This is a genomic window from Georgenia sp. TF02-10, assembly GCF_022759505.1.
Classification (GTDB): Bacteria; Actinomycetota; Actinomycetes; order Actinomycetales; family Actinomycetaceae; genus TF02-10.
The window spans coordinates 268,145-284,865 of the sequence record NZ_CP094289.1 but is presented as its reverse complement, the minus strand read 5'-3'; the positions used below and the strand labels follow the sequence as shown (position 1 = coordinate 284,865).

10 protein-coding genes are annotated in these 16,721 nt (G+C 76.4%); 2 read left to right on the top strand and 8 right to left on the bottom strand.

Going from position 1 to position 16,721, the window contains the following annotated elements; translation table 11 throughout:
• Positions 1-27 precede the first annotated feature (27 nt).
• The gene (locus tag MF406_RS01305) at positions 28-1,068 is read left to right on the top strand and encodes a ParA family protein (protein ID WP_305852981.1); all 1,041 of its coding nucleotides are present in this window, start codon (positions 28-30) and stop codon (positions 1,066-1,068) included.
• 542 nt (positions 1,069-1,610) lie between these two features.
• Positions 1,611-2,552 carry a ParB/RepB/Spo0J family partition protein gene (locus MF406_RS18980; RefSeq protein WP_371744562.1) on the top strand — a complete coding sequence of 314 codons (942 nt, stop codon included), beginning with the start codon at positions 1,611-1,613 and terminating at the stop codon, positions 2,550-2,552.
• Positions 2,553-2,599: 47 nt separating this feature from the next.
• Here the strand turns inward: MF406_RS18980 and MF406_RS01295 are convergent, their stop codons facing one another.
• The 8 genes from MF406_RS01295 to MF406_RS01250 form a co-directional block, all read right to left on the bottom strand.
• Positions 2,600-3,640 carry a D-alanine--D-alanine ligase gene (locus MF406_RS01295; protein ID WP_242896231.1) on the bottom strand — a complete coding sequence of 347 codons (1,041 nt, stop codon included), beginning with the start codon at positions 3,638-3,640 and terminating at the stop codon, positions 2,600-2,602.
• Positions 3,641-3,649: 9 nt separating this feature from the next.
• Positions 3,650-5,014, bottom strand: coding sequence for a PLP-dependent aminotransferase family protein (locus MF406_RS01290; protein ID WP_371744561.1), 1,365 nt, complete (start codon positions 5,012-5,014; stop codon positions 3,650-3,652).
• 531 nt (positions 5,015-5,545) lie between these two features.
• Positions 5,546-7,468 carry a transposase gene (locus MF406_RS18830; protein ID WP_305852966.1) on the bottom strand — a complete coding sequence of 641 codons (1,923 nt, stop codon included), beginning with the start codon at positions 7,466-7,468 and terminating at the stop codon, positions 5,546-5,548.
• A gap of 244 nt (positions 7,469-7,712) precedes the next feature.
• Positions 7,713-8,036, bottom strand: a complete 324-nt coding sequence (trxA, locus tag MF406_RS01270; protein WP_242896230.1) for a thioredoxin — start codon at positions 8,034-8,036, stop codon at positions 7,713-7,715.
• A gap of 191 nt (positions 8,037-8,227) precedes the next feature.
• Positions 8,228-9,241: a thioredoxin-disulfide reductase gene (gene trxB, locus MF406_RS01265; RefSeq protein ID WP_242896229.1), complete on the bottom strand. Its 1,014-nt coding sequence runs from the start codon at positions 9,239-9,241 to the stop codon at positions 8,228-8,230.
• 74 nt (positions 9,242-9,315) lie between these two features.
• A complete protein-coding gene (gene murJ, locus MF406_RS01260; RefSeq protein ID WP_242896228.1) occupies positions 9,316-13,803 on the bottom strand; it encodes a murein biosynthesis integral membrane protein MurJ in 4,488 nt (1,495 codons plus the stop codon).
• A 48-nt stretch (positions 13,804-13,851) separates the two neighbouring features.
• Positions 13,852-16,185 carry a DUF6049 family protein gene (locus tag MF406_RS01255; RefSeq protein WP_242896227.1) on the bottom strand — a complete coding sequence of 778 codons (2,334 nt, stop codon included), beginning with the start codon at positions 16,183-16,185 and terminating at the stop codon, positions 13,852-13,854.
• Positions 16,182-16,703, bottom strand: coding sequence for an NUDIX hydrolase (locus MF406_RS01250; protein ID WP_242896226.1), 522 nt, complete (start codon positions 16,701-16,703; stop codon positions 16,182-16,184). Before MF406_RS01250 ends, MF406_RS01255 begins: the two co-directional genes overlap by 4 nt.
• Positions 16,704-16,721 lie beyond the last annotated feature (18 nt).

Sequence of the window (16,721 nt, the reverse complement as noted above, 5' to 3'; positions counted from 1 at the left end):
CGCCGTCGTAAAGCGCTTCTCCGGACCGTGCCGGAGGCGGACGAGACGACCCCGCTTGCGGCGGAGCTGGCCGAGGACGCCCGTCGGCGGATCCGGCTCGCCGGTGCGCGGTTCCCCCGCCCGGCCACGACCCGGGTGTTCACGGTCGCCAACCAGAAGGGCGGCGTCGGCAAGACCACCACTGCGGTCAACCTCGCCGCGGCCCTCGCCGCCGGGGGCCTGCATGTGCTGGTCATCGACGCCGACCCGCAGGGCAACGCGTCGACGGCGCTCGGGGTGGACCACCATGCGGGGGTCCCCTCCATCTACGACGTCGTCATCAACGGCGACCCCCTGCAGGACGTGGTGCAGGAGTGCACGGAGCACCCGGGCGTGCTCGTGGCACCGGCCACGATCGACCTCTCTGGCGCGGAGATCGAGCTGGTGTCGATGGTTGCCCGGGAGAACCGGCTGCGGATCGCCCTGCGGCAGTACCTCGAGCAGCGGGAGGCGGAGGGCCGGGAGCCGGTCGACTACGTGGTGATCGACTGCCCGCCGAGCCTGGGCCTTCTCACGATCAACGCCTTCGTCGCCGCGACCGAGGTACTCATCCCCATCCAGTGCGAGTACTACGCGCTCGAGGGCCTGAGCCAGCTCCTCAGCAACATCGAGCTCATCCGCGGGCACCTCAATCCCGGACTACACGTGTCGACAATCCTGCTGACGATGTTCGACCGCCGGACGAACCTCTCCCGCGAGGTCGCCGCGGAGGTCCGGGAGCACTTCCCCGGCCAGGTGCTCACCGCCACGATCCCCCGGTCGGTGCGGATCTCCGAGGCACCGAGCTACGGGCAGACCGTCCTCGCCTACGACGCCGGCTCGAGCGGTGCGCTCGCCTACCTGGAGGCGGCGCAGGAGATCGCGGAGCGGGCCGAGGAGGACGGGAGCGGCGAGGGGGACGGCGCGCGGCCTGACCAGGGAGTGCAGACGGGCACCTCAGAGGACACCGACCCAGCAGACCACGCGGACCCAGCAGACCAGACGGACTCAGCAGACCAGACCGCGAACCCTCAGGAGGATGACCGATGACCGAGAAGCGGCGGGGCCTGGGCCGCGGGATCGGTGCCCTCATCCCGACCGGCCCGGGCACGGCGACGCTCCCCGACCGCCCTACCGACGTCTTCTTCGCCTCCACCCCAGCGTCGGGCGAGGAGCCGGCGGACGCGGCGGACCGCCCGCCGAGCCAGGCCCGGTCGGCCGCGCGGGCGCTCATGGAGCCGACGGCCCGGGGGCGCGGCAGGTCGGCTGGGAGGACGGCGGGCGGTACCCGCGGCGGGAAGCCGGCCTCGCGCACCAGCCCCACGGCCGATGGCTCGGCTCGCCGGTCGGCCGAGTCGGCGCCGGAGCCGTCCGACGCACGGGAGCCGGAGCCGTCCGACGCACGGGAGCCGGAGGCCGTGCCCCAGCCGGACAGCGCGCCGGACGAGGTGGCTGACGTGGCAGCGCCGGCTGACGCGACAAATCCGGCCGGCGCGACAGACCCGGCCGACACCGCAGACCCGAGCACCGCGGTCGGGGCCGAGCCGGCGACGCCGGCCACGTCGGCCGGGACGCCGTCGGCGGCCGACTCCGTGGCGACCGCGGCGAGCCCGGCGACGGTTGACGACGGAAAGCCGGGCCGCCAGCAGCAGCAACCGGCCACGGACGACGACCCGGACGGGCTGGTCCCGGTCCCCGGCGCATCCTTCGCCGAGATCCCGGTCGAGCAGATCATCCCCAACACCCGCCAACCCCGGCAGGTCTTCGACGAGGAGGAGCTGGAGGAGCTGGCGGCCTCCATCCGGGAGGTCGGCGTCCTGCAGCCGGTCGTCGTGCGGCCGCTGCCGCACCCGGTGGCGGACAACCCGGACGCCCGGTTCGAGCTCATCATGGGCGAGCGGCGCTGGCGGGCCACCCGGCAGGCCGGCAATGACACCGTCCCGGCGATCATCCGGGAGACCGGCGACGCCGATCTGCTGCGCGACGCGCTCCTGGAGAACCTCCACCGGGCACAGCTGAACCCGCTGGAGGAGGCGGCCGCCTACCAGCAGCTGCTCGAGGACTTCGGCTGCACGCACGACGAGCTCGCCACCCGGATCGCCCGGTCCCGGCCGCAGATCTCCAACACCCTCCGGCTGATGAAGCTCCCGCCCCTGGTCCAGCGCCGGGTGGCGGCCGGGGTCCTCTCGGCCGGGCACGCCCGCGCCCTGCTCGGCCTGGCCGACGGCGGTGCGATGGAACGCCTCGCGCAGCGGATCGTCGCGGAGGGGCTGAGCGTGCGCGCGACGGAGGAGATCGTCGCCCTCGGGGACGAGCCGGTCGCCCCGGAGATGCGCCGGCGGCCCCGGACCGGCGAGCACGCCGAGGCGCTGAACCGGCTGGCGGCCCGCCTCGCCGACCGGTTCGACACCCGGGTGAAGGTCAACCTCGGCCAGCGCAAGGGCCGGATCGCCATCGAGTTCGCCAGCATGGAGGACCTCGACCGGATCCTCGCGGTCCTGGCCCCCGACGTCGGTCCCGTCACGGACGACTGAGCCCCGCGGCGGCGCCCGCCGGACCGGCACGGCCGGCGGCGTCGCCGTCAGCGGAGGGCGGCGGCCAGCAGCGAGAGGTACAGCTCCTCGGGGTCCCCCGCCGCCTGCGCGGCCTGCGGGAAGAGCGAGGTCTCGGTCATCCCGGGCGCGACGTTGACGTCGAGGAACCAGGCGGTGCCGTCGGCGTCGAGGATGAGGTCGGTCCGGGAGAGGTGGCGCAGGCCCAGGGTGGTGTGGACGGCGACCGCGAGGTCGGTGACGGCGCGCTGCCGCCCGGCGTCCAGCCGCGCCGGGACGAAGTACTCGCTGCGCCCCGGGTTGTAGCGGGCGTCGTAGTCGTAGGGCCCCTCGGTGACGATCTCCACCGGCGGGAGCGCGCGCGGCCCGTCCCCGAGGTCGACGACGGAGACGGCCACCTCGGTGCCGGCCACCGCCCGCTCGATCAGGGCCACCTCCCCGTAGGCGAAGCAGGCGACCATCGCCGCGGGCAGGTCCGCCTCCTCGGTGACCATGGTGACGCCGAGGGCCGAGCCGCCCTCGGCCGGCTTGACCACGAGCGGCAGGCCCAGGCGGGCGGTGACGGCGCGGAGCACCGGGTGCGCGCCGACCTCGCGGAACAGGGACTGGGGCAGCGCCACGAAGTCCGGGGTGGGCAGGCCGGCGGCGCGCAGCAGCGCCTTGGCGGTGGGCTTGTCCGAGGCCACCCGGCAGCCGGCCGCCGTCGTCCCGACGTAGCGCAGGCCGAGGACGTCCAGCAGGTCCTGCAGCGAGCCGTCCTCCCCTGTCGAGCCGTGCACGAGCGGCCACACCACGTCCGGCGCGAGGTCGGTCAGGGCGGGGACGAGGTTGGCGTCGACGTCGAGGACCTCGACGTGCACGCCCCGGTCCCGCAGCGCCCCGGCCACCCGGCGGCCCGAGCGCACCGAGACGTCCCGCTCGTGGGACAGCCCGCCGGCCAGGATCGCCACGGTGGGCGTCCCGGCCGGGGCCGGGCCGCCGTCGGACCGCTCAGGACCGGCGTCGGGGCTGCCCGCGCCCGGCCCGCCCGCGCCGGCCCCGGGTCCGTCCGTGCCGTGCTCCTGCTCCATCTAGCCTCCTCAGACCTGGTCCGGCGACGGGGTCTCCACGCCGGCCCCGCCGCGGTGGGCGCCGGGGTGCGTGCCGAACATGTCGATGAGCTCCCGCTCGGCGTTGACGACGGTCGCCAGGCGCCGCACGCCCTCCCGGATCCGCTCCGGCGGGGGGTAGCAGAACGACAGCCGCAGGTGGTCCCGGCCCTGCCCGTCGGCGTAGAACGCCGTGCCGGAGACGTAGGCGACCAGGTTGGTCACGGCGCGGGGCAGCATGGCCTGGGCGTCCAGCCCGGGGGGCAGGGTGACCCAGGTGTAGAAGCCGCCGTCGGGCACCGTCCACCGGGCCTCGGGCAGGAACTCGGCGAGGGCGGCCAGCATCGCGTCGCGCCGCTCGCGGTACATCCCGCGGTACTCCTTGACCTGCCCGTACCAGTCGTAGCTGGACAGGTAGGTGGCGATCGACAGCTGGCCCATCATCGTCGGGGACAGGATCGCGGCCTCGCTGGCCAGGACGAGCTTCTCCCGCACCGCGTGCGGGGCGAGCGCCCAGCCCACCCGGTACCCCGGGGCGAAGGTCTTGGAGAAGGACCCGAGGTAGACCACACCGTCGGCGTCGTAGCTCTTCAGCGCCGGCGGCGGGTCACCCTCGAAGCCGAGCAGGCCGTAGGGGTTGTCCTCGACGACTAGCACGTGGTGCCGCCGGCAGATCTCCACGACCTGCGGGCGTCGCTCGGCGGACAGGCTCACCCCTGCCGGGTTGTGGAAGTTGGGCACCGTGTACAGGAACTTCACCCGCCGGCCGGCCCGCTCCAGGTCGGTCAGGGTGCGGTCGAGGGCCTCGGGCACCAGGCCGGCGTCGTCCATCGGGACGTGCACGACGTCGGCCTGGTAGGCCCGGAAGACGCCCAGGGCGCCGACGTAGCTGGGGGCCTCGGCGACGACGACGTCGCCGGGGTTGATGAAGATCTCGGTGACCAGGTCCAGGGCCTGCTGGGAGCCGGTGGTGACGACGACGTCGTCGGGGTGGGCGTGCACGTGGTCGTAGCGCATCACCTCCACGATCTGCTCGCGGAGCACCTCCTCGCCCTGCCCGCCGCCGTACTGCAGCGCCTTGGCGCCGCGCTCGCGGAGGAGCTTGGCGGTCATGTCGGCGAGGAAGTCCAGCGGGAGGCCGGCGATGTTGGGCATCCCGCCGGCGAGGGAGACCACCTCGGGGCGGTTGGCGACGGCGAAGAGGGAGCGGACCTCGGAGGCCCGCATGCCGTGGGCGCGGTCGGCGTAGCTGGCGTACCAGGGGTCGAGCCGGGTGCCGGCCTGGGCGGCGGCGGCAGCGGCGGCGCGCTCGCCGCTGCTTCGCCCGCCCGGACCCGTCTGCGCACCCTCGCTCATCGCGCTGCTCCCTCTCGTCCCGGCCGCGCCTGCCGCGGCCGGTTCGGGCAAGTCTGCCACCGCGGCCGGCGGGGGCCGGGAGGCGCGTCGGGTGGTGGACGGGTCGGGATGGTGGCGGGCCGACGGCGGTGCGGCCGGTGGGCACGACGGCGCCCCTGGGCATGTGGCCCGGGGGCGCGGGGCTGGGGGGCTGGGGGGACGCTAGGCCGCGCGCCGGTCAGCTCGCGGGCGCCCGCGGCCCGGCGCCTGAGGTGGGGGCGGCGCCGGACGACGGTCGCCTGCGGTTACGGCCGCCCACGCCCGCGAACCACGATGGCCTCGGGAGGCGAAAATGTGCGAGATCCGCACGAGATCGCCTCCGGGAGCCTGTTGTCCTTTGGCGGCGGTCGCGCGGGGGCCTGGTGGCGGGATTTTCGGACCAGCGGCTCGGTGAGCCGGGCCGAGCGTGTGCTGGACGCCCTGGGGGGACTTCGGGGGCTGTGCGGGCGGGTGGGGGCCCTGGCGGGGGTGTGGGGGTGCCCCTGGTGGGGGTCAGGCGACCTGGAGCTGGGCGGTGGTCACTCCCTTGGCGAGCAGGCGGAGCAGGTTGGTCACCCCGGCGGCCAGGGAGAGCTCGGACTGCACCGCTGCCAGGCCGCGGCGGGAGAACCGGCGCAGCCCGCGGCCGTCCTTCAGCCAGGCGTTGGGGGCTTCGATCAGGTGGGACCGGCGCCGGTAGGTGGCGAGCCCGTCGGGGGTGCGCAGCCGGTGGTTGACCTTCTCCCGGGCCGACGCACCCTCCGGTGGTGGACCCTCGGCCGGGTTCGTGGTGGCGCGGGCGGACAGGCGGCGGCGCTTGCTGTCGGCGATCAACCGGTCCGGGCCGGGTGCGGTGAGGTTCTCGTTGGAGTCATACCCCGCGTCGGCGAGCATCGTCCCGATGGTCAGGTCCGTCCGGCCGGTGCGCTCGGCGATGGTGGCCAGGGTGGTCTCGACCGCGTCCTTGGTGGGCAGGAACTGGCGCACGTCGGTGGTGTCCTGGGTGGCCCGGGCGGTCAGGATGAACACGTCCTCGCTGGTGGAGGTCTGGCAGTTCATGCCCTGGACCCAACCGTCGCGGGTCTTCATCAGCCGGGAGTCCGGGTCGGTGAGGTTGGCATACACCTTCTCCCCGGCGTTCTCCCCGGCCGGGCCGCCGGCCTGCGCCGCCGCCCCGGCGCCAACCTTCTCAGCGTCTGCGGCCTGCTCCGTGCCGGCGCCCGGCGCCTGGCCGGCGTCGGCGGTCTGCTCCGTGCCGGCCCCGGTGGCGTTGCCGGCGCCGGCGCCTGGGGCCCGGTCCTGATCGGTGCCGCCGGCCGTGTCCTGACCAGCGGTCACGAGGCCGCGGGCGGCCAGGGCCGCCTGGTAGGCCACCCAGGCCCGACGGACCCGGCAGTGCTCGTCCGGCGGCAGCGGCGGGCGTCCCCTCCTGACCACCCCGGCGGCCAGGTCGCCCTGGTAGGCCTCGTACCGGGCCGCGGCCTGCGCCCGCGCCCGCTCCCACCGGGCCCTGGCCACGCCGACCGGGTCCACCCCCTTCGGCGGGTGCCCGCACAGCGGGGCCCCCTCCGCCTGCGCGCTCTGGTACTCCTCGGCCCGCTCGACCGTCTTCTCTGCCCGCTCGGCCGTCTTCGCCGCCTCGGCCTCGGCCTTGCGGCGGGCGGCGAGATACTTCTCGGCCCGCTCGGCGGCCCTCGCCGCCTCCGCCTCCGCCTCCACCTTGCGGGCGGCGGCGCGCTTCTGGGCCCGCTCGGCCTTCTTCTTCTCCTCCGCCTCGGTCTTGGTGCGGCGGGCGGTGATGACGTCCAGCGCCCGCTGGATCCGCCCACCCCGGTCGGTCCGGTCGGTCACCGCCTCGGGCAGCTCGTCCCCGCGCTTGTCCGGACCGAACAGGGCGTCCTCCTCCGCGTCCGTGGCGCCGACCCGGCCGACGTAGTCCTCCGCCATCTTCCGCAGGGTGGCCTCGCTGCGGTTGGCGCCCCTGCTGGCGCTGGCCTGGATCTTCGTCCCGTCCAGAGCCACCACCCCCATCGAGAGCATCCCCAGCTCGGCGGCCAGCACCAACGACTCGGTCAGCAGACCGGTCAGCGCCTCCTCGTGGCGCTGGCGGAACCGGGCCAGCACCGTGTGGTCCGGGACGTCCTGGGCGCAGATCACCCGGAACGCCACATCCGTGTGGCACAGCCGCTCGATCCGCCGCGAGGAGGACTCCCCCTGCGCCATCGCGTACACGAACAGCGTCAGCAGCATCTCCGGGTCATACCCCCGCCGACCCACCCCACCCAACCGGGCCTTGGCGTGGAAGGCGGTGGTGTCCATCCGCTCCACCGCCGCGATCAAGAACCACACCAGATGCTCCGGCGGCAACCACTCACGCATGTCCGGCGGGAGCAAGAACTCCTGGTCCCGATCCACCACCCGGTACGTCCTGGCCATACCCCCGATCCTCCCGGCAGCGCCCAGGCCGGCCGGCAGACACGCCCAGGCCCGCGCCAGCCCAAAAAGCAACAGGCTCCCGGAGGCGATCGTGGTCAGCCGGTCAGCCGGTCAGCCGGTCAGCCGGTCAGCCGGTCAGCCGGTCAGCCGGTCAGCCGGTCGGCGGGCAGCCTGTGACCGGTCAGCCGGTCAGCCGGTCGGCGGGCAGCCTGTGACCGGTCAGCCGGTCGAGCCTGACCTGACGTCAGGACAGGAACTCCTGGAGCTGGGCGGCGAAGGCCTGCTTGGGCTGCCCGCCGACGATGGACTTCACCAACTCACCGCCGACGTAGACGTTGAACGTCGGGATGGAGACGATCCCGTACTTCTGCACGGTGGCGGGGTTGGTGTCGGCGTCGAGCTTGGTGAACTTCATCTTCTCGCCGTACTGCGCGGCCAGCTCGTCGACGATGGGGGCCATCTGCCGGCAGGGCGCGCACCAGGTGGCCCAGAAGTCGACCAGCACCGGCTTCGGGGACTGCAGGACCTCGGCGTCGAAGGTGGCGTCGGTGACCTCGGTGGTGCTCATCTCTCTCCTTTGTGGCGCCCGGGGCGCCGTGGGTTCTTCGGCACCTTGCGGCGCCGTCTTGTCGTGCGGGTGGCGGGGGCCGATCGGCTGCCGGGCCTGCCCGGCCGAGGGGGCCGGCCGTCCGACGGTCGTCGGGTCCGTGCGACGGGCGGAGCCGCCGCCGGCTCAGACCAGGCGGAACCGCCGGCGGGTCAGACCAGGACGGAGCCCTGCGGCGTCTGGGAGGCGTCGGTGTCCGGCTCGGCCGCCTCGTCGAGGACGGCGAGGTAGCGCTCGGCGTCCAGGGCCGCGGCGCACCCGGTCCCGGCGGCCGTGATGGCCTGGCGGTACACGTGGTCGACGGCGTCCCCGCAGGCGAACACGCCCGGGACGGTGGTCGCGGTGCTGGGGTGGGTGACCTGGATGTAGCCGGCGTCGTCCAGGGTGACCTGGCCGCGGAGCATCTCGGTGCGCGGCTTGTGACCGATGGCGACGAAGATGCCGGTGGCGTCGATCTCCCGGGTCTGCCCGGTCACGGTGTCCCGCAGGGTCGCGCCGGTGACCTTGTCCTCGCCGTGGATCGCGGCGACCTCGCTGTTCCAGGCGAACTCGATCTTCTCGTTCGCCATGGCGCGGGCGGCCATGATCTTGGAGGCCCGGAGCTCGTCGCGGCGGTGCACGACCGTCACCTTCTCCACGAACCGGGTGAGGAAGGTGGCCTCCTCCATCGCGGAGTCCCCGCCGCCGACGACCAGCACGTGCTGGCCGCGGAAGAAGAACCCGTCGCAGGTGGCGCAGAAGGAGACCCCGTGCCCGCCGAGCCGCTTCTCCTCGGGCAGGCCCAGCTCCTTGTACTCCGAGCCGTTGGCCAGGATGACCGACCGGGCCGCGAACGTCTCGCCGTCGCCGGTGGTGACGGTCTTGGGCTCGGCGGTCAGGTCGGTGGCGACGACGTCCTCGTAGCGCACGTCCGCGCCGAACCGGACGGCCTGCTTGTACATGTTGTCCATCAGGTCCGGGCCGAGGATGCCCTCGGGGAACCCGGGGAAGTTCTCCACCTCGGTGGTGTTCATGAGCGCGCCGCCCGCGGTGACCGCCCCGGCGAAGACGAGCGGGCGGAGGTTGGCCCGCGCGGCGTAGACGGCGGCGGTGTAGCCGGCCGGGCCGGACCCGACGATGATCACGTCGTGGGTCTGGGTGGGGCGGGTGGCGGTGTCGGTGGTCATACCTGTCCTCGGGTCGGGGTCACTGTCTGCTGCAACGGATCGTAGGCGGCGGCTGTTCCCCGGCCCCGGGACGGTCAGCCCACCCGCAGCTCGGCGAGCTCGATCCGGTTCTTGCCGTCGGAGTCGGCCACCGGCAGCTGGGGGAACCACAGGATGAGGTGGTCCGTCTCCACCGGCTCGAAGGTCAGCACGGTGCCCGGGCCCATCGTGCCCTCGGCGAGCACCTGGCCCGCCGTCGGCTGGGCCGGGTCCCCGGTGCGCACCTGCACGACGCCGCCCGAGCCCAGCACGTCGAGCTCGACCTGGCTGACCGTGGCGGGCTGGGCCAGGGTGACGGTCAGGCCGATGCCCTCCTTGATGCCGTACTGCGGGTCGACGTAGGAGCGGGAGCGCCAGAACGTCATCGGGTCCCCGTCGAGGGCGCGGGAGGTCAGGTCCGGGTTCTCCGCGCCGTCGCCCTGCGGGTCCAGCGGTGCCAGCGCGGCCGCCTGCGGCGGGGCGGGGGGCGGGGTGGTCGGTTCCGGGGTCGGCTCGGGCGACGGTGGCGGCGTCTCCGTCGGCGGCGCGGCGCTGGTGGGGCTGGTGCGGGGGATCTCCACCTCGGGCGGCGGGGCGACGAGGACGCGCAGGGAGATGAGGAAGAGGACGAGCACGAGCGCGCCGACGGCCACGAGCACCACCGGGGTGGGGTCCATCCGCCGCTCCCGGAAGGGCACCTCCGGGCCGTCGACGTCGGCCGGCAGCAGCGTCTCGTCGTCGGCGGGGCGGTCGCGGACGTCCCGGGGGCGGACGGGGACGGGGCGGGTGTCGGGACCGGCGGAGCTCTGCGGCCCGCGGCGGGCGGCCGCGGCCTCGGCCACCTTGGTGCGGCCCGCGGCGACGGCGGTGCCCAGCCCGGCGGCCGCCGTGCGGGTGCGGTCGGCGGCGGTGGCTCTGGCGGACCGGGCGGCCTGGGCCGCCCGGGTGCGCAGCCCGGTGAGGGCACCGGCGAGCCGGGCGTGCCGCGAGGGTCCCTGGTCGGTGCGCTTGGCGGGTTCGTCGCCGCCGGGCTCGCCGTGGCGCGCCGGTGCCTCGCCGGCGGGCTCCGCGGCACCGGTGGGCTCACCCCGGAGGATCTCGGTGAAGTCCGGTGCCGGCCGCGCGGGCGGGTGCCCGGGTGCCCAGCGGGGGCCGGCTGGCCGCCGGCGGTCGACCGGGTGCGGCGTGCCCGCGGCGGCCGGCTCGCCGTCGTCGGTGCCGCCCGGGGCGCTCTCCGCGGCGGACGGTGCCGGCGCGTCCGATGGCGGCGGCGGTGGGGGTGGGGGCACCGTCACGCCGGCGCGGGTCCCGCGGGCACCGGCATCTGCACCGGCCCCGGCCTCAGGCCCGTTAGCGGCAGCGTCGGCGTCGGCGTCGGCGTCGGCACCAGCACCGGCGGAGGCACCGGCACCATAGGCATCGGTACCCGCGCCGACGGCGGCCCCGTCGGGACCGGTGCCGGTCCCGTCCTCGGCCGGCGGTGGCGGCGGCGGGGGCGGGACCGGGCGTGCGCCGGCTGGTGCAGGGGCGGGTGTGCCGGCGGCGACGACGGCGCCCGCCGGGACGCGTACCGACGGCCTGGGCAGCGCGGCCGGGTCGACGTCGCCCCACGGCGCTAGCTCGCGGATGAGCTCGCCGGTGCTGCGTGGTCCCTCGCCGGCGGCGGTCCGGGCGCACAGGCGGGCGAGGTCGGCCGGCTCGGTCGGCGCGGTGCCCGGCGCACCGGTGAGCGCGAGCGCGAGCAGGTGGACGAGGTCCTCGGCGTCGCGGCGGGCGGCGGTCAGCGGGGACTCCTCCGGGCCGCCCACGCCGAGGAGCGCGGCCTCGGTGGCCAGCCCGGTGAGCACGACGTCGCCGTCCTCGGTCACCCGCAGCGACGCCGGGGCCAGGGCGAGGTGCCGCACGCCGTGCCGCCGCGCGGACTCCAGGGCGCTGGCCGCCTCGCCGACGACGGCGCGGGCCTGGGCGGGCGCCAGCGGGCCGGCGGCGGCGAGCGCGGCCAGGTCCGTGCCGTGGACGACGTCGGTGACGACGAACGCGGTGCCGGCGTCGGTCCCGGCGTCGAGGATGCGGACCAGACGGTGGTCCTCCACGAGCGAGGCGCGCCGGGCGGCGTCGATGACGTCCGCGGCCCGGGGGTGCTCGGCGGGCACCGCGAGGACGGTGACCTCGCGGGCCAGGATGGTGTCCCACGCCCGCCACTGCCGGGCGCCGGCCGGGCTCGGGGCCAGCTCCGCGGTCAGGTCGTACCGCCCGCCCAGCTGGACGCCCACCGTGTGCTCGATCGTGTCCAGCGTCCCGCTCCCCCAGCTGCCGGCGGCCGCACCGGGCCGTCCCTCGTCGTCCTGCGAGGGTAAGGCTACGGAACGGGCGGCGACGGGCGGGAACGCCGCGCCGCCGGGCGGGGGCGGGACGGCTGCGTGGACGACGGCGGTCGGCGCCGCCGGGTCGCGGGGGACCGGGCCGGACGGGGTGGCCGGGGTGGCCGGGGTGGCCGGGGTGACCGGGCGGGCGCCGGGCCGGCCGTCGGGGTGCGGGCGGTCGCCGTCCGGTCCTTGGTCGGGGCCGGCGGCGCCGGGGCCGGAACCGCCGCCGGTGCGGCCGTCGCTGGGCCCGCCCCCACCGTCCGGGCCGTCGCCGTCGGCTGCGGCACCGAGACCGCCACCGGCACCCGGGCCATCACCGGACCCGCCGCCACCGCCGCCACCGGGGCCGCCGTCCGGGCCGCTGCCTGGGCCGTCGCCGCCGGGCCCGCCGCCGTCGCCGCCGGGCCCGCCGTCGTCCGGCCCGTCCGGCCCGGCGTCGTCCGGCCCGCCCGTGGCCGCCACCGCCGTCGCGCCCGGCACCAGGGCCGCCCCCACCCGCCGCAGCACCCGCCCGGCCGGGCCGGGCACGCGCCGGGCGGCGGCCATGACCATCCGCCCCACCGGCGCGGTGAGCGTCCCGAGCTCGGTGACGTCCAGCGCCCGCAGGCCGGCCACGTACAGGGCCCCCATCACCACGCCGACCACGACGACCCGCCAGAGCGAGCCGACCACCGACAGGTCGGCCGCGCTGGTGCCGAGCAGGTGCAGCAGCACCCAGCCGGCGCCGCACGCGGGAACGGCCGCGAGGACCAGGCGCAGGTGGGTGCGCAGCACCCGGCCGCCGTCGATGGTGCGCAGGTGCCGGCGCAGGCCGAGGTAGGTCAGCAGCGCGCCGAGGGTGTTCGACAGCGTCATGGCCACGCCCACGCCGACGACCACCAGCCGCGGCGGGAGCAGCATCGACAGCCCCGCCCCCGCGGCGAGCACGAGCACCATCGGCACCTGCAGCCGGAACAGGCCGCGGGCGTCCTCCATGGCGTAGTACACCCGCTGCGCCACGGTGAAGACGCCCACCGCCACCAGCCCGCCGACCATGGCCACCAGCACCTGGGCCACGGACCGGGCCTCGGCGAAGGTGACGGTCCCGGTGATGACCCGCACCACCGGCAGCGCGAGCACCATGACGGCGCCGGTGGCGAAGACGGTGAAGACCCCGACGGTGCGCAGCGCCAGGGACAGGTCCGCCCGGACCCGGTCCACCTCGCCGCCGGCGGCGGCGCCGGACATCCGGGTGAACAGCGCGGTGACGATGGAGACGGTGACCAGGGAGGTGGGCAGGGTGTAGAGGAGGAAGGAGGCGTCGTAGGCGGCGTTGCCGGCGACGTCGCGGGCGTACCCGCCGGCGGCCGGGGCGTAGGCGGCGGCGTTGGAGACCACCACGTAGGCCGCCTGGTTCATCGCCAGCGCCGCGAAGACCCACAGGGCCACCTTGCTGGCCCGGCCCAGCCCCGACCCGCGCAGGCCCCAGGTGGGCCGGAACCGGAACCCGGAGCGGCGCAGCGGGCGGAGCAGGACCAGGGCCTGGGCGGCGATGCCCAGGGTGGCGGTCCCGGCGAGCACGGCCACCCGCGGGGTGGTCCACACGTCCGCGCCGACGGCGGCCTGCGCCCCGACCCCGCCGAAGACGCCGAGGAAGAGGACCAGGCCGGCGATCGCGACGACGTTGTTCAGCGCCGGCGCCCACATGTACGGCCCGAAGATCCCGCGGGCGTTGAGGACCTGCCCGAGCAGGGTGTACATGCCGTAGAAGAACAGCTGCGGGATGCACCAGTACCCGAAGGTGACCGCGACCGGGAACCACTCCGGGCTGATCTGCGCGGCGTAGAGCCGGATGAGCAGCGGCGAGGCGAGGGTGAGCAGCACGGTGACGCCGCCCAGCGCCGCCATCCCCAGCGTGAGGAGGCGGTTGACGTAGGCCTGCCCGCCGTCGTCGTGGGCCCGGATGGCCCGGACGATCTGCGGGACGAGGACGGCGTTGAGCACCCCGCCGGCGATCAGCATGTAGATGACGTTGGGCAGCTTGTTCGCCACCGAGAACGCGTTCATCGCGCCGGTGTTTATGCCGATCGCCGCCCCGATCAGCAGCGGGGACTTCACCACCCCGAGCACCCGGGAGACCAGGGTGCCGGCGAACATGATGATCGAGGAGCTGGCCACGCCGCGGCTGGGCTCGCTCACAGGGCATCCTCCGGGAACTCGGTCACGGGGCATCCTCCGGGAACTCGGTCACGGGACGTCCTCCGGGACCGGTTCGTCGGGGTGCAGGCGGGGGCCGCGGCGCACCGTGCGGACCAGGCCGACGACCAGCATGGTGCCGAGCAGCGCGGCGAGCGCACCGGTGCCCACGTTCTCCCAGTCCGCCCGGACCCGGAGCTTCAGCTCGGTGCCGGACCCGGCCTCCTGCCCGTCCGGGGCGAGCAGCCGCACCCGCACCGGCACGTCGCCGCTGCCCACGGCGCGCACCGGCACCTGGGCGGTGGCCGAGGACCGGGCCGCCACGGTGAGCGCGGGGGTGTCCTGCGGCTGCAGCCGCTGGTCCCCGGGGGCGAGCGCCACCCGGACGGTGACCGGGACGTCCAGGTCGTTGCGCACGCTCACCGGCAGCGCGGCGGAGGAGTTGATGAGGTTGACCGGGGAGGAGGGCAGGGCGGCGACCTGCCCCTTCAGCGCCTCGACCTGGGCCGCCACCTGCTCCACCAGGGCCCGGCGGCCGCCGACGTCGGTGCGCCACGCCGCGGACAGGGCCGGGGCGAGGGCGTCGGTGACCGGATCGGTGACGGTGGCCGGCTCGGGGGTGATGGTGGCGAAGGCGGCGGCGGCGGCGCGCAGCGCGTCCATCCGCTGCAGGGTCGCGGCGGTCACCTCACCCTCGTCGACCTCCCGGTCCGGCAGCGGCGTCCGGGCCAGGTCCGGGGCGGGCAGCGCGGCGACGTCGGGCGCGGCGGTCGGCGCGACCCACGGCGCGCCGGCCAGGGCGGCGAGGGAGTCCGCCAGGGCGTCGGTGTCGCCGGCGAAGTCCCGGGGCACGGCCAGCACGACGGTGCGCGGGTCCGCCGGGCGCTCGCGGGCGATGATCGCGGTCTCGGCGAGCAGGAGCTGGCGGGCGTCGACCGCCGTGAGGTCGGTGACCTCCCCGTCGTCGCCGGGGGTGGGCAGCAGCCGCCCGGCGAGGATCGCCGAGGCCCGCTCGTCGGCGAGCAGGGCGGGCACGGTGCCGCCGTCCGGGAGGGGCACCTCGGCGCGGCCGGCCGGGGTGTAGCTGAGCGTGTCCCGGACGGCCAGGGCGGTGCCGGGCAGGACGACGGCGCTCGCGCCGGCGGCGGCCGCGGCGGCCACGGTCTCCTGGTCCGGCTCGGCGGCGGCCGGCACGGCCAGGCCGGTGCCGGTGGCCAGGCCCGTCCCGGTGGGCACGCCCGCCTCGGCCGCGGCGAGGGCGGAGCGGTCCCGGGCGGCGGCCAAGTCGGCCGGGCGGCCGGCGTGGGCGAGGGCGGCGACGTCGGCGTCGGCCCAGGGCAGCAGCGTCACCGCGCGCGCGTCCCCGCCGGCGAGGGCGGTGACCGCCTCGGTCAGGGCGGCGGCCGCGGGCCGGTCGGGGGTGGCGGCGCCGGGCGGGTCGGTGGTCGCGGCGGCGGCGGGGTCCTCCGCCGGGTCCGCGCCGCCCGCGGGGTCGTCCGGTTCCGCCCCACCGGCGGTCCCCGTGCCGCCCGCGCCACCGTCCGCCTCGCCCGCGGGGTTCTCGGTGCCCGCGGCGGCCGGGTCGTCCGTCGGGGTGGTCCCCTCGGCCGCGGGGCCCTCCTCGCCGGCCGCCACCGGCGCCGCGCCGGCCAGGAGCATCCCGTCCACGGCGGCCGTGACCCCAGGCTGGTCCACCGCCTGGAGGAGCGCGGTGAGCCGCGGCGCGGCGGTGGCGGCGACGTCCTCGCCGGCCGCCTGGGCCTCGGTGTGCTCCTGCGCGGTCGGGGTGACCGGCACGACGACGGCGACCGGCGACCGCTCGACCTCCAGGTCGGGGTACCACAGCAGGAAGGACCGGTCAGCGCCGGTGACCTCCCCGCCGTCGGCGTCGGACACCGCCGCCTCGATCCCGCGCGGCCCCCACGCGGCGTGGGTGCTCAGCAGCGGCAGGTCCGCCGCCGGGACCTGCAGGTCGAAGGTGGCGGTGGCGCCCGCGGGCAGCGGCGTGGGGAGCTCCTCCTGCGCCGCGACGACGGTGGCGGCGGTCCGCTCCGGGTCCAGCCAGCGCTGCAGCGCCGTGCGCGACACCGGCGTGCTGCGCTGCACCCGCAGCCGCACCGTCGGGCTGGCGAGGTCCTCGCCGGTGGTGTTGGCGACCGTGCCGCGGACGGTCAGCGTGCCGTCCGGGCGCAGGACGTCCGGGCCGACGGCGGTGATCTCCACGTCGAGGTCCTCGGTGGTGGGAGTGCTCGCACGGTCGGCGTGGGCCGGGCCGGCCGCCGTCGACGACGCCACTGGCCCGGCCGCCGTCGGCAGCACCGGGCCGGCGGCCAGCGCCGCACCGCCGACGGCCACGGCCGCCAGGCGGGCGAGGGCGCCCCTCATGCGCGGCCGGCCAGCACGTCCCGCGCCGTGCCGACGACCCGCCGCTCGTTGGGGTAGGCCAGGCGCGCGGCGACCTCCGACAGCGCCACCCAGGCGACCTCCTCCGCCTCGTGGTCCGGGTCGTTCTCCGTGGTCAGCTCCCCGCCGACGGCCTCCAGCAGGAAGTGGTGGACGACCTTGTGCACCCGCCGGTCGGTGCCGGCGAACCAGTAGTCGATGGTGGCCAGGTGGCGCAGCACCCGCCCGCGGATGCCGGTCTCCTCGGCGATCTCCCGCACCGCGGCCTCCGGCGGCGTCTCCGACCCCTCCAGGTGCCCCTTGGGCAGGCACCACTCCAGCCGCCCGGCCCGGTTCCGGCGGGCGATGACGGCGGTGTACGCCCGGCCCTCCACCACGTCGACGACCAGCCCGCCGGCCGAGGTCTCGTCCACCACCGGCAGCCCGGAGGCCCGTGCCCCGACCAGCCGGGCCCGCGGCCGCGGCAGGTGCGGCCGTGGGACGGGGAAGACGGCGGGCATGCAGCCACTGTAATGATC